At 51.5% G+C, this 19,240-nt stretch carries 24 protein-coding genes; 2 read left to right on the top strand and 22 right to left on the bottom strand.

What is annotated here, in order from left to right; translation table 11 throughout:
- Positions 1-7 precede the first annotated feature (7 nt).
- The 3 genes from MKX70_RS25835 to MKX70_RS25845 all read right to left on the bottom strand — a co-directional run bounded on the left by MKX70_RS25835 (position 8) and on the right by MKX70_RS25845 (position 2,588).
- Positions 8-748 (bottom strand): GTP pyrophosphokinase, encoded by a 741-nt coding sequence (locus MKX70_RS25835; RefSeq protein ID WP_042235434.1) that lies wholly within the window; start codon positions 746-748, stop codon positions 8-10.
- Between the two features lie 199 nt (positions 749-947).
- Positions 948-1,982 (bottom strand): HD-GYP domain-containing protein, encoded by a 1,035-nt coding sequence (locus MKX70_RS25840; RefSeq protein WP_042235432.1) that lies wholly within the window; start codon positions 1,980-1,982, stop codon positions 948-950.
- A 153-nt stretch (positions 1,983-2,135) separates the two neighbouring features.
- Entirely contained in the window at positions 2,136-2,588 is a 453-nt protein-coding gene (locus tag MKX70_RS25845) for a hypothetical protein (protein WP_042235430.1), read from the bottom strand.
- A gap of 134 nt (positions 2,589-2,722) precedes the next feature.
- Between MKX70_RS25845 and MKX70_RS25850 the strand changes: the two genes are divergently transcribed.
- Positions 2,723-3,031: a Dabb family protein gene (locus MKX70_RS25850; RefSeq protein WP_231637849.1), complete on the top strand. Its 309-nt coding sequence runs from the start codon at positions 2,723-2,725 to the stop codon at positions 3,029-3,031.
- Positions 3,032-3,037: 6 nt separating this feature from the next.
- Here the strand turns inward: MKX70_RS25850 and lepB are convergent, their stop codons facing one another.
- The 11 genes from lepB to MKX70_RS25905 all read right to left on the bottom strand — a co-directional run bounded on the left by lepB (position 3,038) and on the right by MKX70_RS25905 (position 12,776).
- On the bottom strand, positions 3,038-3,535 hold the full coding sequence (gene lepB / locus MKX70_RS25855) for a signal peptidase I (RefSeq protein ID WP_039297176.1): 498 nt from the start codon (positions 3,533-3,535) through the stop codon (positions 3,038-3,040).
- 26 nt (positions 3,536-3,561) lie between these two features.
- Positions 3,562-3,963, bottom strand: coding sequence for a DUF4265 domain-containing protein (locus MKX70_RS25860; RefSeq protein WP_160311794.1), 402 nt, complete (start codon positions 3,961-3,963; stop codon positions 3,562-3,564).
- Between the two features lie 43 nt (positions 3,964-4,006).
- The gene (locus MKX70_RS25865) at positions 4,007-4,591 is read right to left on the bottom strand and encodes a hypothetical protein (RefSeq protein ID WP_042235426.1); all 585 of its coding nucleotides are present in this window, start codon (positions 4,589-4,591) and stop codon (positions 4,007-4,009) included.
- A 142-nt stretch (positions 4,592-4,733) separates the two neighbouring features.
- Positions 4,734-5,606: an SDR family oxidoreductase gene (locus tag MKX70_RS25870; protein WP_340841137.1), complete on the bottom strand. Its 873-nt coding sequence runs from the start codon at positions 5,604-5,606 to the stop codon at positions 4,734-4,736.
- Between the two features lie 30 nt (positions 5,607-5,636).
- Positions 5,637-6,224 carry a CDP-diacylglycerol--glycerol-3-phosphate 3-phosphatidyltransferase gene (pgsA, locus tag MKX70_RS25875; protein WP_340841138.1) on the bottom strand — a complete coding sequence of 196 codons (588 nt, stop codon included), beginning with the start codon at positions 6,222-6,224 and terminating at the stop codon, positions 5,637-5,639.
- A gap of 30 nt (positions 6,225-6,254) precedes the next feature.
- The gene (locus tag MKX70_RS25880) at positions 6,255-7,406 is read right to left on the bottom strand and encodes a GNAT family N-acetyltransferase (RefSeq protein WP_340841139.1); all 1,152 of its coding nucleotides are present in this window, start codon (positions 7,404-7,406) and stop codon (positions 6,255-6,257) included.
- Positions 7,403-8,710 carry a F390 synthetase-related protein gene (locus MKX70_RS25885; RefSeq protein ID WP_231637891.1) on the bottom strand — a complete coding sequence of 436 codons (1,308 nt, stop codon included), beginning with the start codon at positions 8,708-8,710 and terminating at the stop codon, positions 7,403-7,405. Before MKX70_RS25885 ends, MKX70_RS25880 begins: the two co-directional genes overlap by 4 nt.
- Before the next feature lie 5 nt (positions 8,711-8,715).
- Entirely contained in the window at positions 8,716-9,570 is an 855-nt protein-coding gene (locus MKX70_RS25890; protein WP_340787708.1) for an MBL fold metallo-hydrolase, read from the bottom strand.
- Positions 9,567-10,559 carry an NAD-dependent epimerase/dehydratase family protein gene (locus MKX70_RS25895; RefSeq protein ID WP_042235415.1) on the bottom strand — a complete coding sequence of 331 codons (993 nt, stop codon included), beginning with the start codon at positions 10,557-10,559 and terminating at the stop codon, positions 9,567-9,569. The genes MKX70_RS25890 and MKX70_RS25895 overlap by 4 nt, the downstream gene beginning before the upstream one ends.
- Positions 10,556-11,785, bottom strand: coding sequence for an ATP-grasp domain-containing protein (locus MKX70_RS25900; protein ID WP_340787710.1), 1,230 nt, complete (start codon positions 11,783-11,785; stop codon positions 10,556-10,558). The genes MKX70_RS25895 and MKX70_RS25900 overlap by 4 nt, the downstream gene beginning before the upstream one ends.
- Positions 11,775-12,776: a beta-ketoacyl-ACP synthase III gene (locus MKX70_RS25905; RefSeq protein WP_340787713.1), complete on the bottom strand. Its 1,002-nt coding sequence runs from the start codon at positions 12,774-12,776 to the stop codon at positions 11,775-11,777. The genes MKX70_RS25900 and MKX70_RS25905 overlap by 11 nt, the downstream gene beginning before the upstream one ends.
- Before the next feature lie 302 nt (positions 12,777-13,078).
- Between MKX70_RS25905 and MKX70_RS25910 the strand changes: the two genes are divergently transcribed.
- Positions 13,079-13,867, top strand: a complete 789-nt coding sequence (locus MKX70_RS25910; RefSeq protein WP_340787716.1) for a hypothetical protein — start codon at positions 13,079-13,081, stop codon at positions 13,865-13,867.
- 14 nt (positions 13,868-13,881) lie between these two features.
- Here the strand turns inward: MKX70_RS25910 and MKX70_RS25915 are convergent, their stop codons facing one another.
- From MKX70_RS25915 to MKX70_RS25950, 8 genes are all read right to left on the bottom strand, one after another.
- Complete coding sequence (locus MKX70_RS25915; protein ID WP_042235407.1) at positions 13,882-14,673, bottom strand: lipid II flippase Amj family protein; 792 nt, start codon at positions 14,671-14,673, stop codon at positions 13,882-13,884.
- A 121-nt stretch (positions 14,674-14,794) separates the two neighbouring features.
- Complete coding sequence (locus tag MKX70_RS25920; RefSeq protein ID WP_231637848.1) at positions 14,795-15,184, bottom strand: ribosomal maturation YjgA family protein; 390 nt, start codon at positions 15,182-15,184, stop codon at positions 14,795-14,797.
- 75 nt (positions 15,185-15,259) lie between these two features.
- Positions 15,260-15,736 carry an NUDIX domain-containing protein gene (locus MKX70_RS25925; RefSeq protein ID WP_042235404.1) on the bottom strand — a complete coding sequence of 159 codons (477 nt, stop codon included), beginning with the start codon at positions 15,734-15,736 and terminating at the stop codon, positions 15,260-15,262.
- 53 nt (positions 15,737-15,789) lie between these two features.
- Complete coding sequence (locus MKX70_RS25930) at positions 15,790-16,248, bottom strand: DUF4362 domain-containing protein (RefSeq protein ID WP_042235402.1); 459 nt, start codon at positions 16,246-16,248, stop codon at positions 15,790-15,792.
- 480 nt (positions 16,249-16,728) lie between these two features.
- Positions 16,729-17,313 (bottom strand): putative ABC transporter permease, encoded by a 585-nt coding sequence (locus MKX70_RS25935; RefSeq protein ID WP_231637847.1) that lies wholly within the window; start codon positions 17,311-17,313, stop codon positions 16,729-16,731.
- 654 nt (positions 17,314-17,967) lie between these two features.
- A complete protein-coding gene (locus MKX70_RS25940) occupies positions 17,968-18,156 on the bottom strand; it encodes a hypothetical protein (protein WP_039297241.1) in 189 nt (62 codons plus the stop codon).
- A 251-nt stretch (positions 18,157-18,407) separates the two neighbouring features.
- On the bottom strand, positions 18,408-18,581 hold the full coding sequence (locus MKX70_RS25945; protein ID WP_179093583.1) for a hypothetical protein: 174 nt from the start codon (positions 18,579-18,581) through the stop codon (positions 18,408-18,410).
- A 90-nt stretch (positions 18,582-18,671) separates the two neighbouring features.
- On the bottom strand, positions 18,672-19,214 hold the full coding sequence (locus tag MKX70_RS25950) for a hypothetical protein (RefSeq protein ID WP_042235399.1): 543 nt from the start codon (positions 19,212-19,214) through the stop codon (positions 18,672-18,674).
- Between the last annotated feature and the right edge of the window lie 26 nt (positions 19,215-19,240).

A 19,240-nucleotide genomic window follows, 5' to 3' on the forward strand; every position in this document is an offset into this window, starting at 1 on the left:
CATCCGGCTATTCCCCTAATAGCTTAATGAAGTTGGCAGGCAGGTTAAACTGCTGATTATTGAGGATAATCTCCCGCAGTCCAGAGAAGGAATCCTCGTCCTCCTGGGCATCCTTGATCTCCTGAATCTCACGGTGCAGCCGCTCCATCTGCAGATCGAGTGCATTCGCTTTGTCTGCCGCATTCTTGAGTTCAAGGGTCAGATGCTCAGGGACCGCCTGACTGTATTTATAGAAAATTTTATGCTCCAGACTGGCCCAGAAGTCCATCGCAATCGTACGGATCTGTACCTCTACACAGACATGCTCCTGACAGTCAGACATAAATACCGGAACCTCTATGAGCAGATGCAGACTCTGGTAACCGTTCGGCTTCGGGTTCTTGATATAATCCTTGACCGCCAGCACCTTGAGATCGTCCTGCTTCTGCAGCATGGCACTGACATGATAGATATCTGAAATGAACGAGCAGGTGATGCGCAGCCCGGCAATATCCTTAATGCTGGCTCTAATTTGCTGGAGTGACAGCTCGCTGTTCTTGCGCAGCATTTTATTCATAATACTCTCTGGGGATTTAATCCGCGACTTGGTGTGCTCGATCGGACTGTAGTCGTGAAGCAGCTGAAATTCCTCTTTGAGAATCTCAATCTTGGTCTCCATTTCAGCGAGGGCGAATTTGTATATCATCATAAACCGGGTAAGCTCATATTTAATCTGCTTGAATTTCTCTAACTGATTGTCGGCATTCATTGTAATTTCTCCTTTATGCTGCTGCACAGAATTGCTATAGTAATCTCTCATTAATCATAGCCAATCTATTCCCGGAATACAAACCGGCAAGCTTATACCTTCTTCTAGTTGCGCAAAAAACGGATATACTATCCCGGGGGACGGTATATCCGTTCATAAGAACCGTGTGCTCTCCAGAGAGAGCCGCTTATCCGGCATATCAGTTAAAAACTTCATCCACAGACAGGCTGCGCTCACGCGACAAATCTCTGAAGCCCTCATCTACTTTAACCAGCGGCTTGAAGAGATCCAGCGGATTATTCATTACGATCATGCCCATTTCACCGTTGCTGAGCTGGACATTCTTGCCTACAAAGCTTGGCAGCAAATGTCCGGTAAGTGCCTGCACAACCGTCTCGTTCAACTTACCAAAGCCCATTTCATGCACCTTGCGCAGCACGGTAACCAGCCCCTGCTTGGGACGGTTCATAGTGGAAGTGGTCAGAGACATATAGATGTTAGCCACAGATACGATTTGAGTGAACGGGTGAATCTCATTCTTGCGCAGCCTCTTCGGATATCCTGAACCATCCTCATATTCATGATGCTGCAGTGCCACAAGCGCTGTTACCTCGTCCATATTGGAGCCGCGGATCAGATCATAGCCATAGGAAGTATGACGCGCGAGTTCATCCCGTTCGGAATCCGTCAGCAATCCGTGTTTGTTCAGAATAGACAACGGCACCTGGCTCTTGCCGATATCATGCAAATAACCTGCACGGCTGATCTGGTAACGCTCCTCCTTGGAGTAGCCCATCCAGGAAGCAATGTAATAGGACAGCAGTCCAACCTGCAAAGAATGGTGATATGTATCGATGTCATCGCGGTCCAGCAGGAGCAACAGGGAGACTACATCCTTTTGTCCGGACAGTGTTTCCAGAAGCGGCTTCAGTGTATTATCGACCATGGAGTGCGAGAACTTCCCGTCCCTCAATGCTTCCAGAAAAATCGTTTCATAATTCAGAATGGCGTGATCGAAATCATCATGCAAACCATGACTTTGCTCTTCTTCACTGCCCGTATGCAGTATACTGCGCGGCTCAATATCCACATAATGAATTTTGTGCCGGATGAGGATACTGATCTCCTCCCGTTCAACATGCGTCCCCTTGGGGAGAACATGCAGACCTACACCGTTGAAAGTGTCTGTCATAAGACAATCGCCGTGTTTGAGATCCGTGACATGTACTTTCAAGTTTCAGCACCCCTTTAGTTTATAGGAATATTCCGTTATGCTCCACTTGATCATAGTCAATAGATCCCAAAGTAACAATCCGGTGAAAGTCACAATCTGCCCTTAATCTAGTTCAAATGAATCCCTGTCTTTAGCCGCCTTTCCATTAAATATTCACATCCACTTCACAAATCTCTTATATTTCAGCTTGATTCCGTTGGCTTCCGTCCAGTTCATCAGTCTTTTCATGTCCTGTTCCCGGTCTTCGATGAACCTGAAGCACAGATTAGCCGGGACAATCCTTTTGCCTTCGGGCAATATTCCTACTAACGGACCATCTATGTATATTGCCTTAATCTCCTTGCCGGAATAACTTCGGTTGCGAACTGTAAGTGCATCTGTCCCCCACTTCAGCCTGCCGGCCTTCCGCAAAGCGTTGAATAGAATGAACAGAAAGGCCAGGAGGCTGGCACTCAACCAGAACACCCGGAAATAGTAGATATACGGATGCCTCTCTACGTTGGTAATGGGAGTTAGAGCCACGAGCAGCCCCGGGAGAAGGATGCCTATCAATGTCCGAAGGGACATTGGGGCCTTGATTTTGCTGTCGGTGGAGTATTCAGGCATTGTTTTCCCCTTTCTATTGAAAAAATTTATAGTATAATCTCGTTATGCTTACAAAACGATGCTTATGCTTCCGAAGTCAGTTTTGACGAAGTGATCTCAGGGAGCTTATGCTTACAAAACTTTTAGGAGGATCAATGATGTACGAGCATCTGGTAGCGTTCCAATTCAATGAGCATTTCAAGCCGGGCAGTGAAGAAGGCCTGATCGCAGTACTGCTGGGGCTGAAGGATCAAATTCCGGGAATTGTGGAGATTACGGCAGGAGTTAACATGACGGAGGAAACGGAGAATATCCACGGCTATACGCTGGGGCTTCGCGTAACCTTTACAGATCAGGAAGCCCTGCGTCAATACGGGCCGCATCCGGCGCACCGTGCGTTTGTTGCAAGGCTGGAGGGGATTCTGGAGAATGTCGTCGTGGTAGATTACCCGGTTCGCCCGTAGCCTTTCTCAGAAAAGGTTATTCACATCAAACAGCACTTTACCAATCAGTTTGTCTTTGTCTACAAACGGAGTACTCCATAAATGAGCGTCATAGCTGACATTCCGGTTATCGCCAAGGAAGAAATAGTGGTCTGCGGGAACGGTGACCGGTCCGAAGGTGTAGGTCATCGCTTCCTGGAGATACGGCTCGTCAACCGCCTCATTATTACGGTACAGGGTACCGTCCTTAATCTCAATCTCATCTCCCGGCAGCCCAATCAGCCGTTTCACATATCTTTTATGCTCATCTCCGGCTACCGGGGGATAGAACACAACAATGTCCCCATGCTTCAGCGAAGAGTTCCAGAGCATTTTGTCCACAACCAGGCGGTCGTTAATCTCAATGGTCGGAATCATGGAGCCGGTGGGTACTCTCATCGCTTCAGCCACGTAAGTCCGGATAAATAGGGATAGAATAATGCCAATTGCAATACTGGGCACCCATTGTCTCAAGAATTTCTTCATAATATTGCCACCTCGAATTAGTATAATTAGGCTTCAAAACGTCCGATAATCCGTGACATTTCCAGCTCTGCATCCACAGCAGAATGTTTAGGCAGATGAATTACAAGCAAACCGCCGAAAATCTGCTCCCATCTCCCCTCGTGCTCCGTAACCCGTTCTGTGAAACTGCGGATCTCCTGCGAAGCAGCCGCTTCTTTGCTAAGCAGCCAGGCATACCTGACGAACCCGGATTTCTGCACCGTTTCTACATAATAGGCAATGCCCTCTTGTTCTCTCACCCGGATGATGTCACCAAGAGCAATCCCCGGGTTAAAAATAGGCGTTTCTTCAATCCGGTATTTGTCCCTGGCAACCGGAGTCACATCCAGAACCTCAATCTCACGGCCACGCTCATCAAAGCAAATATGTAATCCTACTGTTCCAGGCAATGCATACACCCCAGTTCTGCTTCTGCAAAGATAAGAATTACAGCTAACAATACTCCTCTAAAAGCGTTATCCACCATTGCTTGTTCACCAGATACTTATAACCGGGCGGCAGCAGAAGATAACCATGGACCGGCTTCACGGGTTCCTTAATACCATAGACCAGATCAATCCGGAGTGTGAAGGTGCTAATGCTTCTGCCTGTCTGCACCTCAAACTCGTTAATATAATTATAGATGTCCGGCGCAGCCTCCCAGAAGCGCATAGCGGTCTGGCCCCCCACCTCCATCTCCCACCATTCTATAAAAGCAGGCCAAAGTCCGGCACAAGTCTGCCGCAGTGCCAAATCGGCCACAGTCTCAAACCCCGGAGGCTGATGCAGAAGCGGATGTTTCCCCGCCAGGATGCAATCCGTTTTATAACGTACCAGCTCCAGCCACCACTGTTCATAAGCCAACTTCAGCGAATCGGAGTCCGGAAGACCCGGGTCAAAGCCGGAAGCAGGCCACACATGCTGCCCTCCAGGTCCGCGCAATGCCCCGACTGAACAGCCTACATACGATGCGAAGTTCAACCCGTAATCTCCGCCAATGCTGATATGCCATTGATTAGCTCCATTCAGCTCATGCATGACCATTCTCCTCCGTTCAAGTTCAACCTCTGATCTTCCGGACAATTCCGGCATAAGCGCCATAGCTAAACTGTAAGGGAAATTCCGGCAGAACGCAATCCTCCTCCTTGGTTTGCATCTCCCTGCCATTTCAGGCTGTCATTCATTTCATCGCGCGCAGTGACCTTGCAATTATGCCTTCCAGCACCTTCCAGGGAAGCAGCATTTTACTCAGCATGAGGACCCGCGAGCCTTTGCCGACCGGATAGCGCAGTTTGGGTGCGCGCTTCTCTGTAATCCGCCCGATCAGCTCAGCAACCTCCTGCGGATCCGGTGCTGTATCAGCGGTCCGCCGGGAGTAACGCAGTATCTCCTCCAGCCTGGCCTGGTAAGGAGAGCCTTCGCTGCTATGGATGCCGGCAATACCTTTCCCCCAGATAGGCGTGCGGAATGAGCCGGGTTCAACCAATACAACGCGGACGCCAAAAGAAAGCATCTCCTGCCGCAGGCTCTCGCTGAAGCCCTCCACAGCAAACTTGGAGGCGGCATACGGCGCATATCCGGGAAAACCGGTCAGCCCGCTGACACTGCTTACGTTGATAATCAGACCCGCACGCTGCATGCGCATGATGGGAAGTACCCCCTTGGTTACTGCTATCAGGCCGAAGAAGTTCGTCTCCATCTGCCGCCGCCACGCTTCCATGCTTACTTCTTCCACATAGCCGCCTACAGCAAATCCGGCATTGTTCACCAGCACATCAATTCTTCCGAACAGCTCAGTAACCGCGTGGATCGCTGAAGCAACTGAAGATTCATCCGTCACATCCAGCGTCATCAGATGAATACGCTCCAGAACACCGGCCTGTTCAGCCTGCTCTACAAGCTCGTCTTTGCGGCTCAGATCCCGCATGGTGGCGATTACCTTATAGCCTCTGCGCGCCAGCGTAAGTGCAGTCAGCAGCCCGAAACCGCTGGAAGTGCCGGTGATCAGCGCAATTGGATCATGACCGTGGGGCAAGTTTGGAATAATGCTCATATTGCAGCTCCTTTTATAGATAAGTGATGTTCAATGTCCAAGCTGCAGTAATAGATAGTTGTTCTTAATATAGTTATAACCGGAGTATACCGTCATGGCCAAAGCTCCATACAGCAGTGTCAGACCGACTGGAAAAGAAGTGAACAGGCTGAACGGAGCATTGTTCAACAGGATTGCCGAGAAGGCCGCAACCTGCAGCACCATTTTCCACTTGCCGTATCTGTCAGCTGAGAGAGCTATCCGTTGCGCTGAAGCGGCGATCCGGATGCCCATCATTATTATTTCCCTCGCCAGGATTACAAAAGCAATCCAAGAGGCGATCAAATGCAGGCTTACCATCAGGATCAACGCAGCAGCAATGAGCAGCTTATCTGCCAGAGGATCAAGCAATTTTCCGAGATTTGTGATCTGATTATATTTTCTTGCGATATACCCGTCCAGCTTGTCCGTTAAGGAAGCCACTATAAAGACCAAGGCCGCATAAAAAACACCATGTATTTCAAGATGCTGCAGGATCACCGATTTGCTGATTAACGCTTGCGGATAGATAGGAAAGAGTGCAATGAACAAAGGAATCAGTAGTATCCGGAATAAGGTGATACGGTTAGCGAGATTCATTTTTTGCCTCCTGACGATTCATTGATCCAGCTACAGCTTCAGCTTCTGAATCAGCGGCATGCCGATCCGCCGGAGCAGCAGCTCCAGAAATGACCAGCCGCAGCGGTTCAGCCAGGTAGTACCCCGGTCATATACAGCAGAAAATTCTATAGCGGCCACCGCTCCCCGGTTGCGCTTGAACTGGCCTACACCGGAGCTCTCATGCAGCAGTAGACTGCGGCTTCCGGCAAGCCCGATCAGAACAGCAGACAGCATACGGTAGAGTCCCACAGACTGGGGCAGAGCCGTGTCATAGCCGAAGAGCGGCGCTGTCATTGCGCCATCCCGCTCATAGAAGCCAAGTACCGCATCCAGCCTTCCTTCCTGTCCTTGCCGCAGCCCATAGACCTGCAGCGTCCCCCGCTCCAGTGCCAAGGCAATGAAAGCTTCTGTAAACTGCGGGTTATACGCCGAATACTTGTCAATGTACAGCAGCCTGTACAGCTCCACAATCCGGGGAATATCCTCCGGTGTAATTTCAGCCGGGGATACTTCGGTGTACCCGTGTTTGGCCAGCAGACTCCGGTCGCGTTTAACGAGCCATCTGGCTTTGGAGCCGGCGCTGTTCTGCTGCAGCAGATAAATCTGCCGGCTTGGCACCAGCTTGCAGCCGTACCCGCGCAGACTGCCGATGAGGTCTCCTGAAGTCTCCATACTGAGCGAGCGGTAGATAATCGTATAGCCGGGATAGGCTTGACGGAGATACTCCAGTAATTCCGTCAGCTGCCCGGCGCTGAGCGCAGGATAGAGATTGGTGGACAGCAGCCAGTTATTAACTTGAATCACCCGGTTGAACCTGCCTTGCCTCAGCAGCCAGCCCATTCCCCTTAGCATGATTGACAATGTGCCTTCAAGCATCCGGTTGTTCAGCAGAGCAAGCTCCTCACGCGCATAACTGACGTAATGCGTATAAGGGGAACACACATATGAATTATCATAATTGCCATCATTGACTGTAACCGGAACCGGGATCCCGTCCACAGTCAGCACCTTAACGATGGTATGGACGTTGGAGATATAATATTCCGTTTCCCGTTCCAGCAGCGGAATAATATAATCGCGGGCATACCGCCCATATTCTGTATCCGGCCACTCCAGCTGATCCACCGAATGGCGGTCATATTGAATGACTCTGCTGTTCACAGCTTCCAGCCCCTCTCCACCCGGCGCAGCTTCTGCCTGCCGGGGGTGAAGCTGTACGCTGTGAATTCCAGCTGCGGAGGAATGCAGGACAGCCGCGTGAACAGACGTGACAGCTCGCCGGCAATCAGCGGCTCCATATCTTCCGCGCTGCCCGGCCGTGTGCGGTACGAGATCTCCAGCTCAAGCAGGCTATGCTGGATAACCCGGTAATGCTCAATTTCAGCAGAGGCTGCCAGCACTGCCCGGGTGATGAAATCCGGAAATACCGTGACCATTTGGCCGTCTGAAGCATGCGGCAGATACAGGATATCGTCACAGCGGCCTTCAATCCGCTCGATCGCTGTAAACAGCGAACCGCAGGGACAAGGCTCAGCCGCTTCGGTCAGAATATCATTCAGCCGGTAGCGGATAATCGGCTGCACGGATCTGGAGAAATCGGTCACAACCGGTACGAACCGACGGGATTCCTTATCAAGGATTTCTTTTTCAATATGTACGATGTCCTCATTGAGATGCAGTGTCCCATGACTGCAGGTGGAGCCAAGAAAGCCCTCAGTGCATTGATATGCCTGATGCACCCTCTGCCCGAAAGTACGTTCAATATGCTGCTGGTCCAGCGGGTCCAGCACTTCAGCTACAGCGATAATTCTACGCGGCTGCAGATTCAGAACGCCTGAATGCTGCGCTTCAGCCAGCAGTCTCAGCATGGAAGGCGGCGCGATCCAGATATCCGGCTGATACTGCTCCATCCGGGCCAGGAGCTGCGGAAGCGGCTCCAGCAGGTCGAAGTACTGGAACTGCAGACGGCCCTGCTTCACAGATTCGTACAGATTGCTGTTCGCCCGCAGGAAAAAGGCAATCCGCGCACGTCTCCACAGTCCTCCAGGCAAAAGCTTGGCCAACACGGTACCTGTCCAGGCTGCCTGTTCCTCTTCTCCGACCAGAAAGATCCCCCGGCTGCCCGAGGTTCCCGAGGACAAACCAACCGTGACGCCTTGAAGGGTAGGCTTGAAATCCCTGCTGTTCTCCGCATCATAGGCTTCGGCAAAAGCCTGTTCCTTCGTAATGCCCACCGTATTCAGATCATCGAATTTTTCCATCATCAGTGACTTCTCTATCACAGGAAACTTCCGCCATTCAGCCGCCGGAATGCCTCCCCACAGCTCCTTATAGAACCGGGAGTTCTCCCTTACCTTGTCCACATGGCGCCGGATGCGCAGCTCCTGCCACTGCTCCAGCTCTGCGCGGTTCTTCCAGCGCCGGCCCCATTTGGTGAGAATATAATGTGTTATGACTAGCCTCATCCGCTTCATTTCACACTTCCCGTTCCCCAGAGCGCAAGCGCCTCGCGGCAATGGCTCGGTACGATCCGGATGTCCGGAAACCGCTCATGGATCTGGCGCAGCCGGTGGAAATTCTGCTTGTATTCCGCGCGGCTGGACATAATCAGGCCGGCTGCCGGATGCGGCTTGCGGTTCTCGCGGAACGCCCGGCTGGACCAGACCGTATCCGCGCAGAGCAGATAATCATGTTCCCCGGTGGAGACGAACATGCCAATCATACCGGCGGCATGGCCTGACATCTCCACCGCCAGCAGACTTCCGTCTCCAAGCAGATCATACGCCTCCGTGAACGGAAGTCCGGCCGGCAGCTGGCGCGTAGCCGAATACTCATCTACGGGCAACGAACGGACGTTGAAGTCCTCTGGCAGCAGTCCCGGCAGAAATCCTGCCTTTGTTGCCCGGACCGGACCCAGTCTGCTTACGGCATCGTATGATTTACGCAAATAGATAAACTTCGCCTGCGGGAAATCCTGCACCCCGCCGATATGATCCGCATGGAAATGCGACAGCACAACATAACGCACATCCTCCGGAGCAATCCCGCCTTCCTGGAGCCGCCGCGCAGCGCTCTCTTCATCTGTATACACTACTGGCGTAATCCGGCGGTAGAGTGAGGCCGGCAGACGCGCCGTTTCCTGAAAGAACCGGGCACTATACCCCGTATCGAACAGGATGGGCCCATGCTGCGGATGCCGGATCAAGGTATAGCCTGCCGGGAAAAGAGCGGGCTTAAGGGAACCCCCCCGCAGCGTCAGCAGCTCGGGATGCAGGCAATATCCTGCAGACAATATGGATAATTTAACTGGTATCTCAGTAATCATTGCTGTTCCCTCCACCATTCCGCGAAGGCACGAAGACCTTCATCTAATGTCACGCGCGGGTGATAGCCAAGCTGCTCCTTGGCCTCCGAAATATCCAGCGTCTGGGAGATTCCCAGCGCGGCTGCCGAATAGCGGGTGAGCAGCGGTTCTCCCAGGAACGGCAGCAGCCTGTGTATGCCTTCCATCATCCCCGCAGCGGCATAAGCGGCGGCATACGGCAGCCGCCTGGTGTGCAGAGGAATATCAAGCAGGGAGAACAATCTGGTCACCAGATCCCTGAACATGACCGGCTCACCATTGGTTATGTTATAGGCCCGCCCGGACGCAGAGAGCGGGGCTTCGCAGCAGAGCAGCATGGCATCAATTACGTTCTCCACACAGGTGAGATCGATCCTTGCTGTTCCGTCATTCATCAGCGGAACTCCCTTGGTCTTATTCGCTGCCAGCAGCCGCGGGAAGAGGGCATTGTCCATCGGGCCGAAGATGGCTCTTGGCCGGAGCATAAATGCCGTAAGCCCGCTTTTCGCTACCTGCTCCACTACCTGCTCAGCCATAAGCTTCGTCGCGGCATAAGCATTGGCCGGCTTCCCGGGCAGCGGGTCACTCTCCCGGATTCCAACGCGGTGAAGCTGGCTGGAATACACGCTTGGTGTAGAGATATGAATCAGCCGCCCTACACCCTGCCGCTTGCATCCCTCGGCAATATGGCTAGTCGCTTCCACGTTGCATGTATAGAACTCCCGGTATTTCCCCCAAGGCGAAGACAACGCAGCACAGTGGAATACGAAATCCATCCCCTGACAGGCGCGGTCTGCTGTGTCAGCATCGCGCAGGTCCCCGGGGAGGAATACCGCTCCTTTCTTCTCAAGCCGCCTCCCAAGCTCCGGATTCCGTCCCTGCCCGTAGACCTCCCAGCCCAGCTTAACCAGTCTGCTTACTGTATGCTGCCCGAGAAAGCCGGTCGCCCCTGTCACCAGTGCTTTTGTCATCCTTCACCATTCCATTCTATGTCTTCTGTCAGCGCCTCTGTAATTGAAATCCGGTGCCGCCAAGCCGTCTTCTGCGCGGCATAGACCACACGGAACTGCTCGCGGAAAGGACGCTGATCACCCTTCCGGCAGATTACATCCTCTGCCCCGCGCAATGCCCGCCGCCAATTGCTCCAGCCTCCGCGCCCCGGCTTCAGTCCGCAGCCGAGCATGGGCAGAGTCAGCATAGCTCTTCGGTCTGAGCGCGGAATCAATACTTCGCCAGTCTGCACAAGCATACCGGGGTTCAGCAGAGCCTCCGTTAGCCCATCCTCCGGAGTGAACAGATGAATCCCGCTGGTCGCACGCGGATTGCATTCAATCGGATACAGAATTCCATCCTCCGCCTCTATGAAATCAAACCCGATCTGGCCGCTGAAGCTGATAGCTCCGGCAAACCGCTGCACCCACTCCTGTGCCGCAGGATGTTCAAGGTGCTCGAAATATACACTCGCACCGCTCCGGCCCGTCCGGTACCTGCTGTCATACGCTGCATGCGCGACTACCGAGCCTTCATGCACGATGCTGTAAGTGCAGACTGCCTTGCCCTTGATATACTGCTGAGCTACCCAGGGTGCAGCAGCGGAAATACCAGTCGGAGGAGAGATTTGTCGCTGCTTCTGGCTCCGGCACCCTGCGGCATCTCCGCTATCAGGCAGGATCACTTTAGAGGCAAACCGGGAAAAGGCCGGTTTATAGACCTGCTGTTTACCGTCCGCCGCAGCAATCTCTTGGGTCCGGTGCCACTCGGCAGCGCTGCTGATTAGGGTAGTCTCCGGGACGGCAAATCCAAGAGAGCGGACCCAGGCAATGAACTCCCCCTTGTGATGCAGCTGCGCCAGGATCTCACGGCAGGGAGCAAGCACACGGCAGGGAGCAAGCACACGGCAGCCGGTTATATGCTCAAGTCCAGCAGCGATATAGAATATCTCTTCGCAGGTGGGAATTAGACAGCTAATATTTAATTCCTCCGTTAATCCGGCGAGCCGCTGGATATAAGCCTGTGGCTGATGCCTCGGAGAAGGCACAAGGAAGCTGGCCTCGACAGCGGAGGACACCCGGCACAGATGATATTCAGCGCTTTCCGCAACGAAGACCCGGTGGCCTGCTGCCTTTAACAGCCTTGCCAGCTCCAGGGCTACCGGGGCGCGTCCGCCGGTAATCAGAATATTCTGATCAATAGTCAATAATCATGCCTCCCAAAGACAACCCTGCCGCTGTACCAATCAGCATAATCCGGTCTCCGCGGGTAATCCGGCCCTGCTTAATCGCTTCATGCAGTCCCATAGGTATAGAAGCCGCAATGGTATTGCCATGCCCTGCTGTATTGTCGAGGAACCGTTCCTCGGCAATTCCCAGCTTCTTGCGCAGCAGCCGCATAGCCATGGCACTGCCCTGATGAGGAATGACCAGACGGAAGTCATTCATCTGATTACCCGTAGCTGTCAGCATTTCACTGATGAAGTCCGGAAGCAGCTTCGAAGCCTTGCGGAAGATGGCCTGCCCGTCCATATGGAATAAATACGGCACTGCATTCTCGGCAGTGAATTTCTGGGCATGCAGCCTTGTGCCGCCCCCGGCGATTTCCGAATAACGCGCGCCGCTGCTGTAGGTTTTGAGTGAAGCATGAAGAATTCCCGAGACATCACCGGCCTCCGCCGGACCAATAACAACTGCCGCCGCCCCGTCACCAAACAGTGCCGAGCTCTCCTTATCCTCCCAATTGAGCCCTGCCGATGCGATTTCTGTAGCAACCAGCAGTACATTCTTGTATCTTCCCGCTTCAACCATATATGACATAACATCAAGACCTACCAGAAAACTGAGGCAGGTCGCATCGATATCAAAAGCCGGAACGCCGGAATCTGCCTGTCCCATCGCCTGCTGAATGAATACTGCCGTACTCGGAAGCGGCTGCTCCTTGGTCCCGCTGGTACAGACCAGACAATCGATATCCTCAAAGCTTAAGCCTGCATCGGCCAATGCCGCTTCCGCAGCTTTTGCACCCATCATAGAAGCAGTTTCACCTTCACCGGCATAATGGCGGATGCCAACTCCGGTTATTTTATTAACCCAGCCCGGAGGCGTGCCAAGTACAACATCAAGCTCCGCATCACTAATCTCGCGTTCCGGCAGATATTTGCCTGTACCTTTTATTTTCACATGTCTAAGTTGCATCCTGCATCCCCTATTCCTATGAGTACCTAGATGTCGAACTTTATATATTATTGTAAACTATAGATATATTCTACTAGATTTCCTGGCCAAGTCATATAAAAAGAAGCATTCCACGAATAAGAACTAACGTTCTTTATTTTCCTTGACTATCCATTCCTTCAGGGTTATACTAAATGAACAATAACACACGCTAAGCGGGAGAAGCACCTCGCAGGATCGGCAGTTCATGCCTTTCTTGGGGGTGCTTCTTTGTGTCCTATGGTGTTGTATTATCAAATTAATGATGACAGGAGCGGAATGATATGTTTAAATTCACAAGTTTTACCAGAGAGTTTGTAAAGAGAATCACGGTTATGCTGATCCTGCTGACACTTTGGCCTGGTGTTGCCCCCCAGGTTTCTGCTGCCTCAGACTGGGATTCAGCGCTGGATGAGATTCACAATCTTTATACGGATTATACGGAACTGCAGGTAGTGTTAAAGTCGGAAATTCAGCGGAACCAGGAGCTGCGCAAGCAGAATAATACGGCGCTCACGGCGGTTAATGCCAAGCTGAAATCCACAGATGCCGCCCAGCTTGCCAAGCTGCGTGCTGCAGCCGAAGCCATGCAGAAGAAGCATGCACCCGTGCTGGAGCAATACACTTCACTGGGCAAACAGGCGGCAGCTGCGCGCAAGGCCAATAACCTGAAGAATGCCACGCTCCTTGAGATCAAGCGCAATAAGCTTAAGGCGGCCGCAGTTGCAGCACGGGCTGAGGTGAAGGTCACAACCTCTGCACTAGCAGAAGCCAAGGCGCTTACTGTTGCAAGAAATAAGCCGGCTAAGGATGCCCTTGCACCCGTTGCAAACCTCAAGAAACAGATCACCGCCCAGAACAAATTGTTCTCGGCAATGCAAGCCGAGAGAAGCGAAGCCGACAAAAGCTACAAAGCCGCCGTCAAGGCGGGAGATGCCACCAAGGCCGCGGCTGCGATGAAGCTCTCTTACAGCAAAATGGGTGAGATACGTACAATGGCCGGACGTATGTACAGCTGGGAACAGCAGATCAGCACAGCCATCCATTCCGCAGAATTGAAGCTGCCTAAGTAATTTGTCCCTCAGAATCAGATCAGCTTCACCAGCCAGCAAATGATGTGGGCTCCCGGAACAAGCAGTGCTTGACCGAGCAGTGAGCCCAGAAAGCGTGAGCCCATCAGCAGAACATAGATTTTGCCCAGCTGATCACGGTATTCCACATTCTCCGTCGCCTTATGGGTAATGATCCCGAGCTGCGGGTCGATGAACACCGTCAGCAGGATCGTCGCTAACCCGTTAATCAGACCCGAAGCCTGGGAGGCAGTTGTGCTTAAATCAGGCATTAGCTTGGCTGCATACATGGAGGATAACACCCCAACGGTGTAGAACGCCGTTACGAATATATTCATTACGATGAATCGTTTCGGAATACCCAGATAGCGGAAGCTGCGCAGCCTCACCTTCGGCCTGCGGATATATTTCCGCGTATTCTTGAGCTGGCCGACGGTTACACTGGTCAGGAGCTTCGGAATAGAGCCTTCAATCTCAAGCTTGGAGATGATTCTTCCGAACAGCCCTACGAAGGTAGGAAACAAGGCAATGGCTATCAAGGTGCCCAGTGAAGAAGCCAGCATAATAATCCGCAGATAATTGAGCAGCGGAAAGCTACCGTCTATTTTGCCATAGTCTACGAATTTGGCCGTTAAGGGAGCCTGTACCATATTAGCCGTTCTGGAGACCAGCACGATAATACCGGTCAGGGATAAGGCGATGGCGATCTTGTTCAGCTTCACTCCGGCAAAACGCACCGAATACGATAACGTCTCTGCTGTGTGAATGATCAGGGTCAGCAGGCATACCACGATTAAACTGTTCGTCATTTGCAGTTACTCATCTCCAAATCAGGCAGCGTTCGGCTGATTACAGGCATTCTCATTCCAAATTATTACATACCTGCATCGCCTCACTTAATATATATTCTTCCTCCTGTATATTCCAGAATCAATTTTGTAAGATTTGGTCAATTACATAGCAGAACAGAATTCCAGCCGTATACCGGACCAGATCAATCCAGAGGAAACCCTGGCCCAGAATCAGTCCGCCTGCTGTTGTCGAGCGTACATGTATAATCCATTCCGCCTGATAGAGCTGGCTGAACTCAACCCCGAAGCTGAAGCACAGGCTGAGCATAAGCGACAATCTTAGCGGATACCGGGTCAACAACACGCGGAAGGCAAGGTAGATCATCCCTGCCCAGATCGCATCCCCAAAGTGTCCGCTGACAAAGCGCGGCAGCTGGTCACCATATACCCTGGTCCCAAGGCCCAGCATAACAGCGAGCAGTACTGCGCCGCAGTAGATCAGTTTGGATCTTATTACCGGATTATGCAATGAAATTACTCCTTTGTATTGAAACTGCTGAATCCTATGGGAACAATATCTTCATTTTGCTTAAATGGCAGTGCTTTACTCAAAAATAACTTTCCGTGTATCAGAGGCATCGCTCACAAACAGCTTCGGGGGATACGGGATGGCTAACTCAGGCAGTTCATCTTCCTTGAAGAACTCCAGCTCTTCCGCCTCCCCGTCCATACTTCTCAGATGTCCTTTGACGATGACGCATTCAAACACAATCACCGTGTACTCCACCTGATCACCATTTATATATTCATATCTGTATTTCCCGCCGCCAAATACGCCGAGGATCTGTTCAGGTGTAACCATCAGACCCGTCTCTTCGAACACCTCTCTGCGGAGCGCTCTGGATGGTGTTTCTCCAGGCTCGACCGCCCCTGCGGGCAGCCCCCACAGCGTTTCATCTTTCTTGCGGATCAGCAGAATTCTGCCTTGTTCATCCCGCACTACCGCCGCTACTGAAGGCTTCATTAATAACCCGTTGCCGGTCTTGCCGCGCAGCTCCCGGTAATATTCAGACATTGGCATGAAGATTCCTCCTAAGATTGATTTAGCATTTTATTATAACCCTTCATTCCGGCCTAAAGCTCATCCTTGCGAAAAGAAACCGGATTAACCTTGAAGTCTTCCGGCTGATTCTCACAATCAGACAATTCTACCCTGTAGAATTCTTCGACCTCCGTAAGCTGGATCTCCTGGCAGACATATTCTATTTCCCCATTGTACCCGGCTCCGTCCCGGCTGCTATCCACCGTCCAGTGCAGCACCTTACCGTCATCATATACATCATGAATAAACGGTCCGCTATCGACGCCCCACCGGAGCATGGTAAGATTATCTCCCTTGCCTTCCTTAAATCTATGTATCATTTCTCTAATTCTGTCCAAATCCAGCTGATCAAAATGCGTAATCAAGTTAAGCTGATCTCTGGCCAGAGGGACCGGCTTATTGATTTCGCGTATCCATAACCCTGCGAGTAAAACTATAATCAGCGCTTCCAGAATGATCACAGCCGGATAGTATTTCTTGAATCTCTTCATATTCCCTCCCGCTCCGGGGTATATTAGGCAACCCGTATACCTCTATATTTGACACGGTTGTAAGATATTCCTTGTCTGAGCGTCATCCGAACAGCTCCATAACGCAGTCCACTTCTTATATTTACGGATAAAAATATTTCTTAAGTCTTAAGGTTATCGTATGATTGCAGCTAAAAAATCAAATCAATCTGACGAGGAAAAAGGTGACTGAAATGAAACGTAAGATTGTAATCAAAACAAACACGAAGTCCTCATTACCCTCCGGCATTAGTATAGAATTCATGGATTATCTGTTTCAGGTTATGAATGAATATGATCAAACCTTAAAGGGACTTAAGAACAGATAAGAGTGAGTTCTTTTTCATCCTCAACAGAAATAGGCCAACCAAATTACTCTGGCTGACCTATTAACACATACATCCCCGGAGAATCATCCGGAGAATCATCCGGAGAATCATCCGGAAATGTCTCCTAGTCTAATCATCCCTCACCAAGCTCCAGCTGCTCCGTAGGATCCAGCTCCCTCAGCCCGCGCCGACGGGTACGGAAAGTCCAAAGCAGATCTGCCGAGAATAGCAGCAGGGCCAGCGGAATCAACGGTGTCCATACCTGCTCAACATGCAGATACAGGAAATGCACCAGCGGCTGCAAACCATAGATACAGGCAATAGACAACCCCCACCAATACAACGAGAATTTCAGGCAGATATGTCCCTGCAGCTGATAGGGCATTCCCGAATAATCCCACCACTGCTTACGAAAAATACCCTTGAGCAGCCAGCCGCTGACAAACTCAACAGCCGACGGAATAATCAGGGTAAGCATCAGGAATACAGGAAGCGGAAGCCCAATACTCTGTCCCGTCAGCAGCAGCAGCGGCGCACAGCCGTACATGGGTTTAAACGGCCCCTTCAAGAATCCTTCTTTGCGAAAAGCACCTGCACTATAGAGGTTATAGCTGCCTTCAAGCACCCAGCCCAGAAAAGAGTATACAGTAAAATAGAATAAATACGGGCTTACAGCTGCCAGTGCGCTATAACTATCTTGCAAAAGTATCATTGTCATTGTAGTCGGTCCCGCCTCCAGCCCCAGTATTTCACTAATGGGAGCTAGTATGCCTCCGAGAAAGGGAGGTTATGACGGTAATTTCTGGCGGTCCTCACACGAACAAAATCACCCTAACGGGTGAATCAGCCCGAGCTATGCAGCCTGAGCAGCTGATGTAGATTTTAAGCCATCTCACATTGCTCTATTCTGAATGCTTTGTTTGGGACAGCCTCCGGTAAAATCAGGGGCACTTTTGCTCCTCATTCCCTCCTGCTGCCCAGTTTTGGCGGATTCAGGAGCACTTTTGCCCCTCGTTCCCGCCTGCTGCCCACTTTTGGCGGATTCAGGGGCACTTTTGCTCCTCATTCCCTCCTGCCGCCCACTTTTGGCGGATTCAGGGGCACTTTTGCTCCTCATTCCCGCCTGCTGCCCACTTTTGGCGGATTCAGGGGCACTTTTGCACCTCGTTCCCGCCTGCTGCCCACTTTTGGCGGATTCAGGGGCACTTTTGCTCCTCGTTCCCGCTTGCTGCCCACTTTTGGCGGATTCAGAGGGATTTATCCCTATTTCGTATACAAAGAAAAAGCTGCAGGGTTCCGGTTAGGAACTGCAGCCATTTTTATAGGAGTTAATGATTTAGAGCCGAATAACGACCACACTAGCCTTCAGAATTCATTCTTTATGCTGCTGTTCTCTCTGCATCTGCATTAAGGGCGGACCTTCCTCACGCTGGCTTCTCAGCGTTTCCAGCTTCATGTCGCTTCGCACACCGAAGCTCGATCCGTACTTTTTCTCGAGGTTGCCTGTCAGGGCATCACCGCGCTTTTGCCGATACCGGCCGTTCTCGTTCCGACTACGCATACTAGGTTTCCTCCCCGCAATTTGAATTGCCTGAGACCTGTGAACCTGCGATGATCTGGAGAATCAAGACGTGATGAGGCTGTACTTTCCTATAGTATACATTATTTACTAAACCAAGCTCAATAAGCCCTTTCGCGCAGGGCGCAAAACAAACAAAAACCGGATGCCCCTCGCAAGGAAAGCATCCGGCCTCTGTGAAAAAACTCTGTCCCTAAGGAAAAGTCTCATACATACGAAATGCAGTTGCCGCTCTAATTCTTCGGAAGGGGGTCGGGATGAGCAGATTCAGCCGGTTTGGCGACCCAGTCATCGGCTTCCGGTTCAATGTCTACACCATTTTCCATCTTTTTGCGTTCCGCGAGTGAATCACCGTCTTTATTCTCTTTGTTGCGGATGTCTGCTTCATTCTCGATATGATCTGGCATCTGAACTCCTCCTTATGCAAGCTGTGCAGGTTTTGGATTACTTAGTTATAGTTACCCGTTGACCTATTTTGCAAACATTTTGGCTGGAGGTTATTTCACCCGGCGCTCCCACTGATCCTGCCAGACTGATTGCAGGGACTCATACTGCTGAATCGCTGTGTCCCTGTCTGCTGACGGATAGCTGAGAATGATGCTGTCATCACCAGGATCATCTTCCCCGTAAATTGCATAATAGAAGCTGTTACTTTCATAACCGGGAGACTTCTCCCCCTTCTGCAGAGCAAGACTCCATGTCTGAAATCCGGAATCTGCAAATACCTGACCCAAAAGTTTATATTCACCTCCCGCGTCCTCCCGAGCACAGATCATGAACCCCCGCTCCGGATTCAAATCACAGTATTTATACTGAACCCCGTTAACAGCGAGCTTACCGGTGTAAGAATGGGTTTTTTCGGCATACGCACCTTTCAGTGTTACAGTCACTGTCTTCGCATAACCTGCCTCCTGCAGCTTATAGGCGGTAACCTGCATTTCCTGCTCCAGCCGGATTACCTTGGGTGCACTCAGGAAACCGTAAGCAATAATTCCCGTCAGAACAAGTACGGCAATACAGCCGTAGAGCCATTGTCTCAACCCGTCACACATCCCCTACTCTTCAT

The sequence above is a fragment of the Paenibacillus sp. FSL R7-0312 genome, from assembly GCF_038004445.1.
In the GTDB taxonomy this organism is placed as follows: Bacteria; Bacillota; Bacilli; order Paenibacillales; family Paenibacillaceae; genus Paenibacillus_AQ.

Bases quoted from the DNA above. Each gene is read 5' to 3' on its own strand.
- MKX70_RS25835 (WP_042235434.1), bottom strand. From the start codon at position 748: ATGAATGCCGACAATCAGTTAGAGAAATTCAAGCAGATTAAATATGAG.
- MKX70_RS25895 (WP_042235415.1), bottom strand. From the start codon at position 10,559: ATGACAAAAGCACTGGTGACAGGGGCGACCGGCTTTCTCGGGCAGCAT.
- MKX70_RS25885 (WP_231637891.1), bottom strand. From the start codon at position 8,710: ATGAGGCTAGTCATAACACATTATATTCTCACCAAATGGGGCCGGCGC.
- MKX70_RS25910 (WP_340787716.1), top strand. From the start codon at position 13,079: ATGTTTAAATTCACAAGTTTTACCAGAGAGTTTGTAAAGAGAATCACG.
- MKX70_RS25935 (WP_231637847.1), bottom strand. From the start codon at position 17,313: ATGACAATGATACTTTTGCAAGATAGTTATAGCGCACTGGCAGCTGTA.
- MKX70_RS25940 (WP_039297241.1), bottom strand. From the start codon at position 18,156: ATGCGTAGTCGGAACGAGAACGGCCGGTATCGGCAAAAGCGCGGTGAT.
- MKX70_RS25925 (WP_042235404.1), bottom strand. From the start codon at position 15,736: ATGCCAATGTCTGAATATTACCGGGAGCTGCGCGGCAAGACCGGCAAC.
- MKX70_RS25845 (WP_042235430.1), bottom strand. From the start codon at position 2,588: ATGCCTGAATACTCCACCGACAGCAAAATCAAGGCCCCAATGTCCCTT.
- pgsA (WP_340841138.1), bottom strand. From the start codon at position 6,224: ATGAATCTCGCTAACCGTATCACCTTATTCCGGATACTACTGATTCCT.
- MKX70_RS25890 (WP_340787708.1), bottom strand. From the start codon at position 9,570: ATGATTACTGAGATACCAGTTAAATTATCCATATTGTCTGCAGGATAT.
- MKX70_RS25945 (WP_179093583.1), bottom strand. From the start codon at position 18,581: ATGCCAGATCATATCGAGAATGAAGCAGACATCCGCAACAAAGAGAAT.
- MKX70_RS25930 (WP_042235402.1), bottom strand. From the start codon at position 16,248: ATGAAGAGATTCAAGAAATACTATCCGGCTGTGATCATTCTGGAAGCG.
- MKX70_RS25915 (WP_042235407.1), bottom strand. From the start codon at position 14,673: ATGACGAACAGTTTAATCGTGGTATGCCTGCTGACCCTGATCATTCAC.
- MKX70_RS25905 (WP_340787713.1), bottom strand. From the start codon at position 12,776: ATGCAACTTAGACATGTGAAAATAAAAGGTACAGGCAAATATCTGCCG.
- MKX70_RS25850 (WP_231637849.1), top strand. From the start codon at position 2,723: ATGATGTACGAGCATCTGGTAGCGTTCCAATTCAATGAGCATTTCAAG.
- MKX70_RS25870 (WP_340841137.1), bottom strand. From the start codon at position 5,606: ATGAGCATTATTCCAAACTTGCCCCACGGTCATGATCCAATTGCGCTG.
- lepB (WP_039297176.1), bottom strand. From the start codon at position 3,535: ATGAAGAAATTCTTGAGACAATGGGTGCCCAGTATTGCAATTGGCATT.
- MKX70_RS25865 (WP_042235426.1), bottom strand. From the start codon at position 4,591: ATGCATGAGCTGAATGGAGCTAATCAATGGCATATCAGCATTGGCGGA.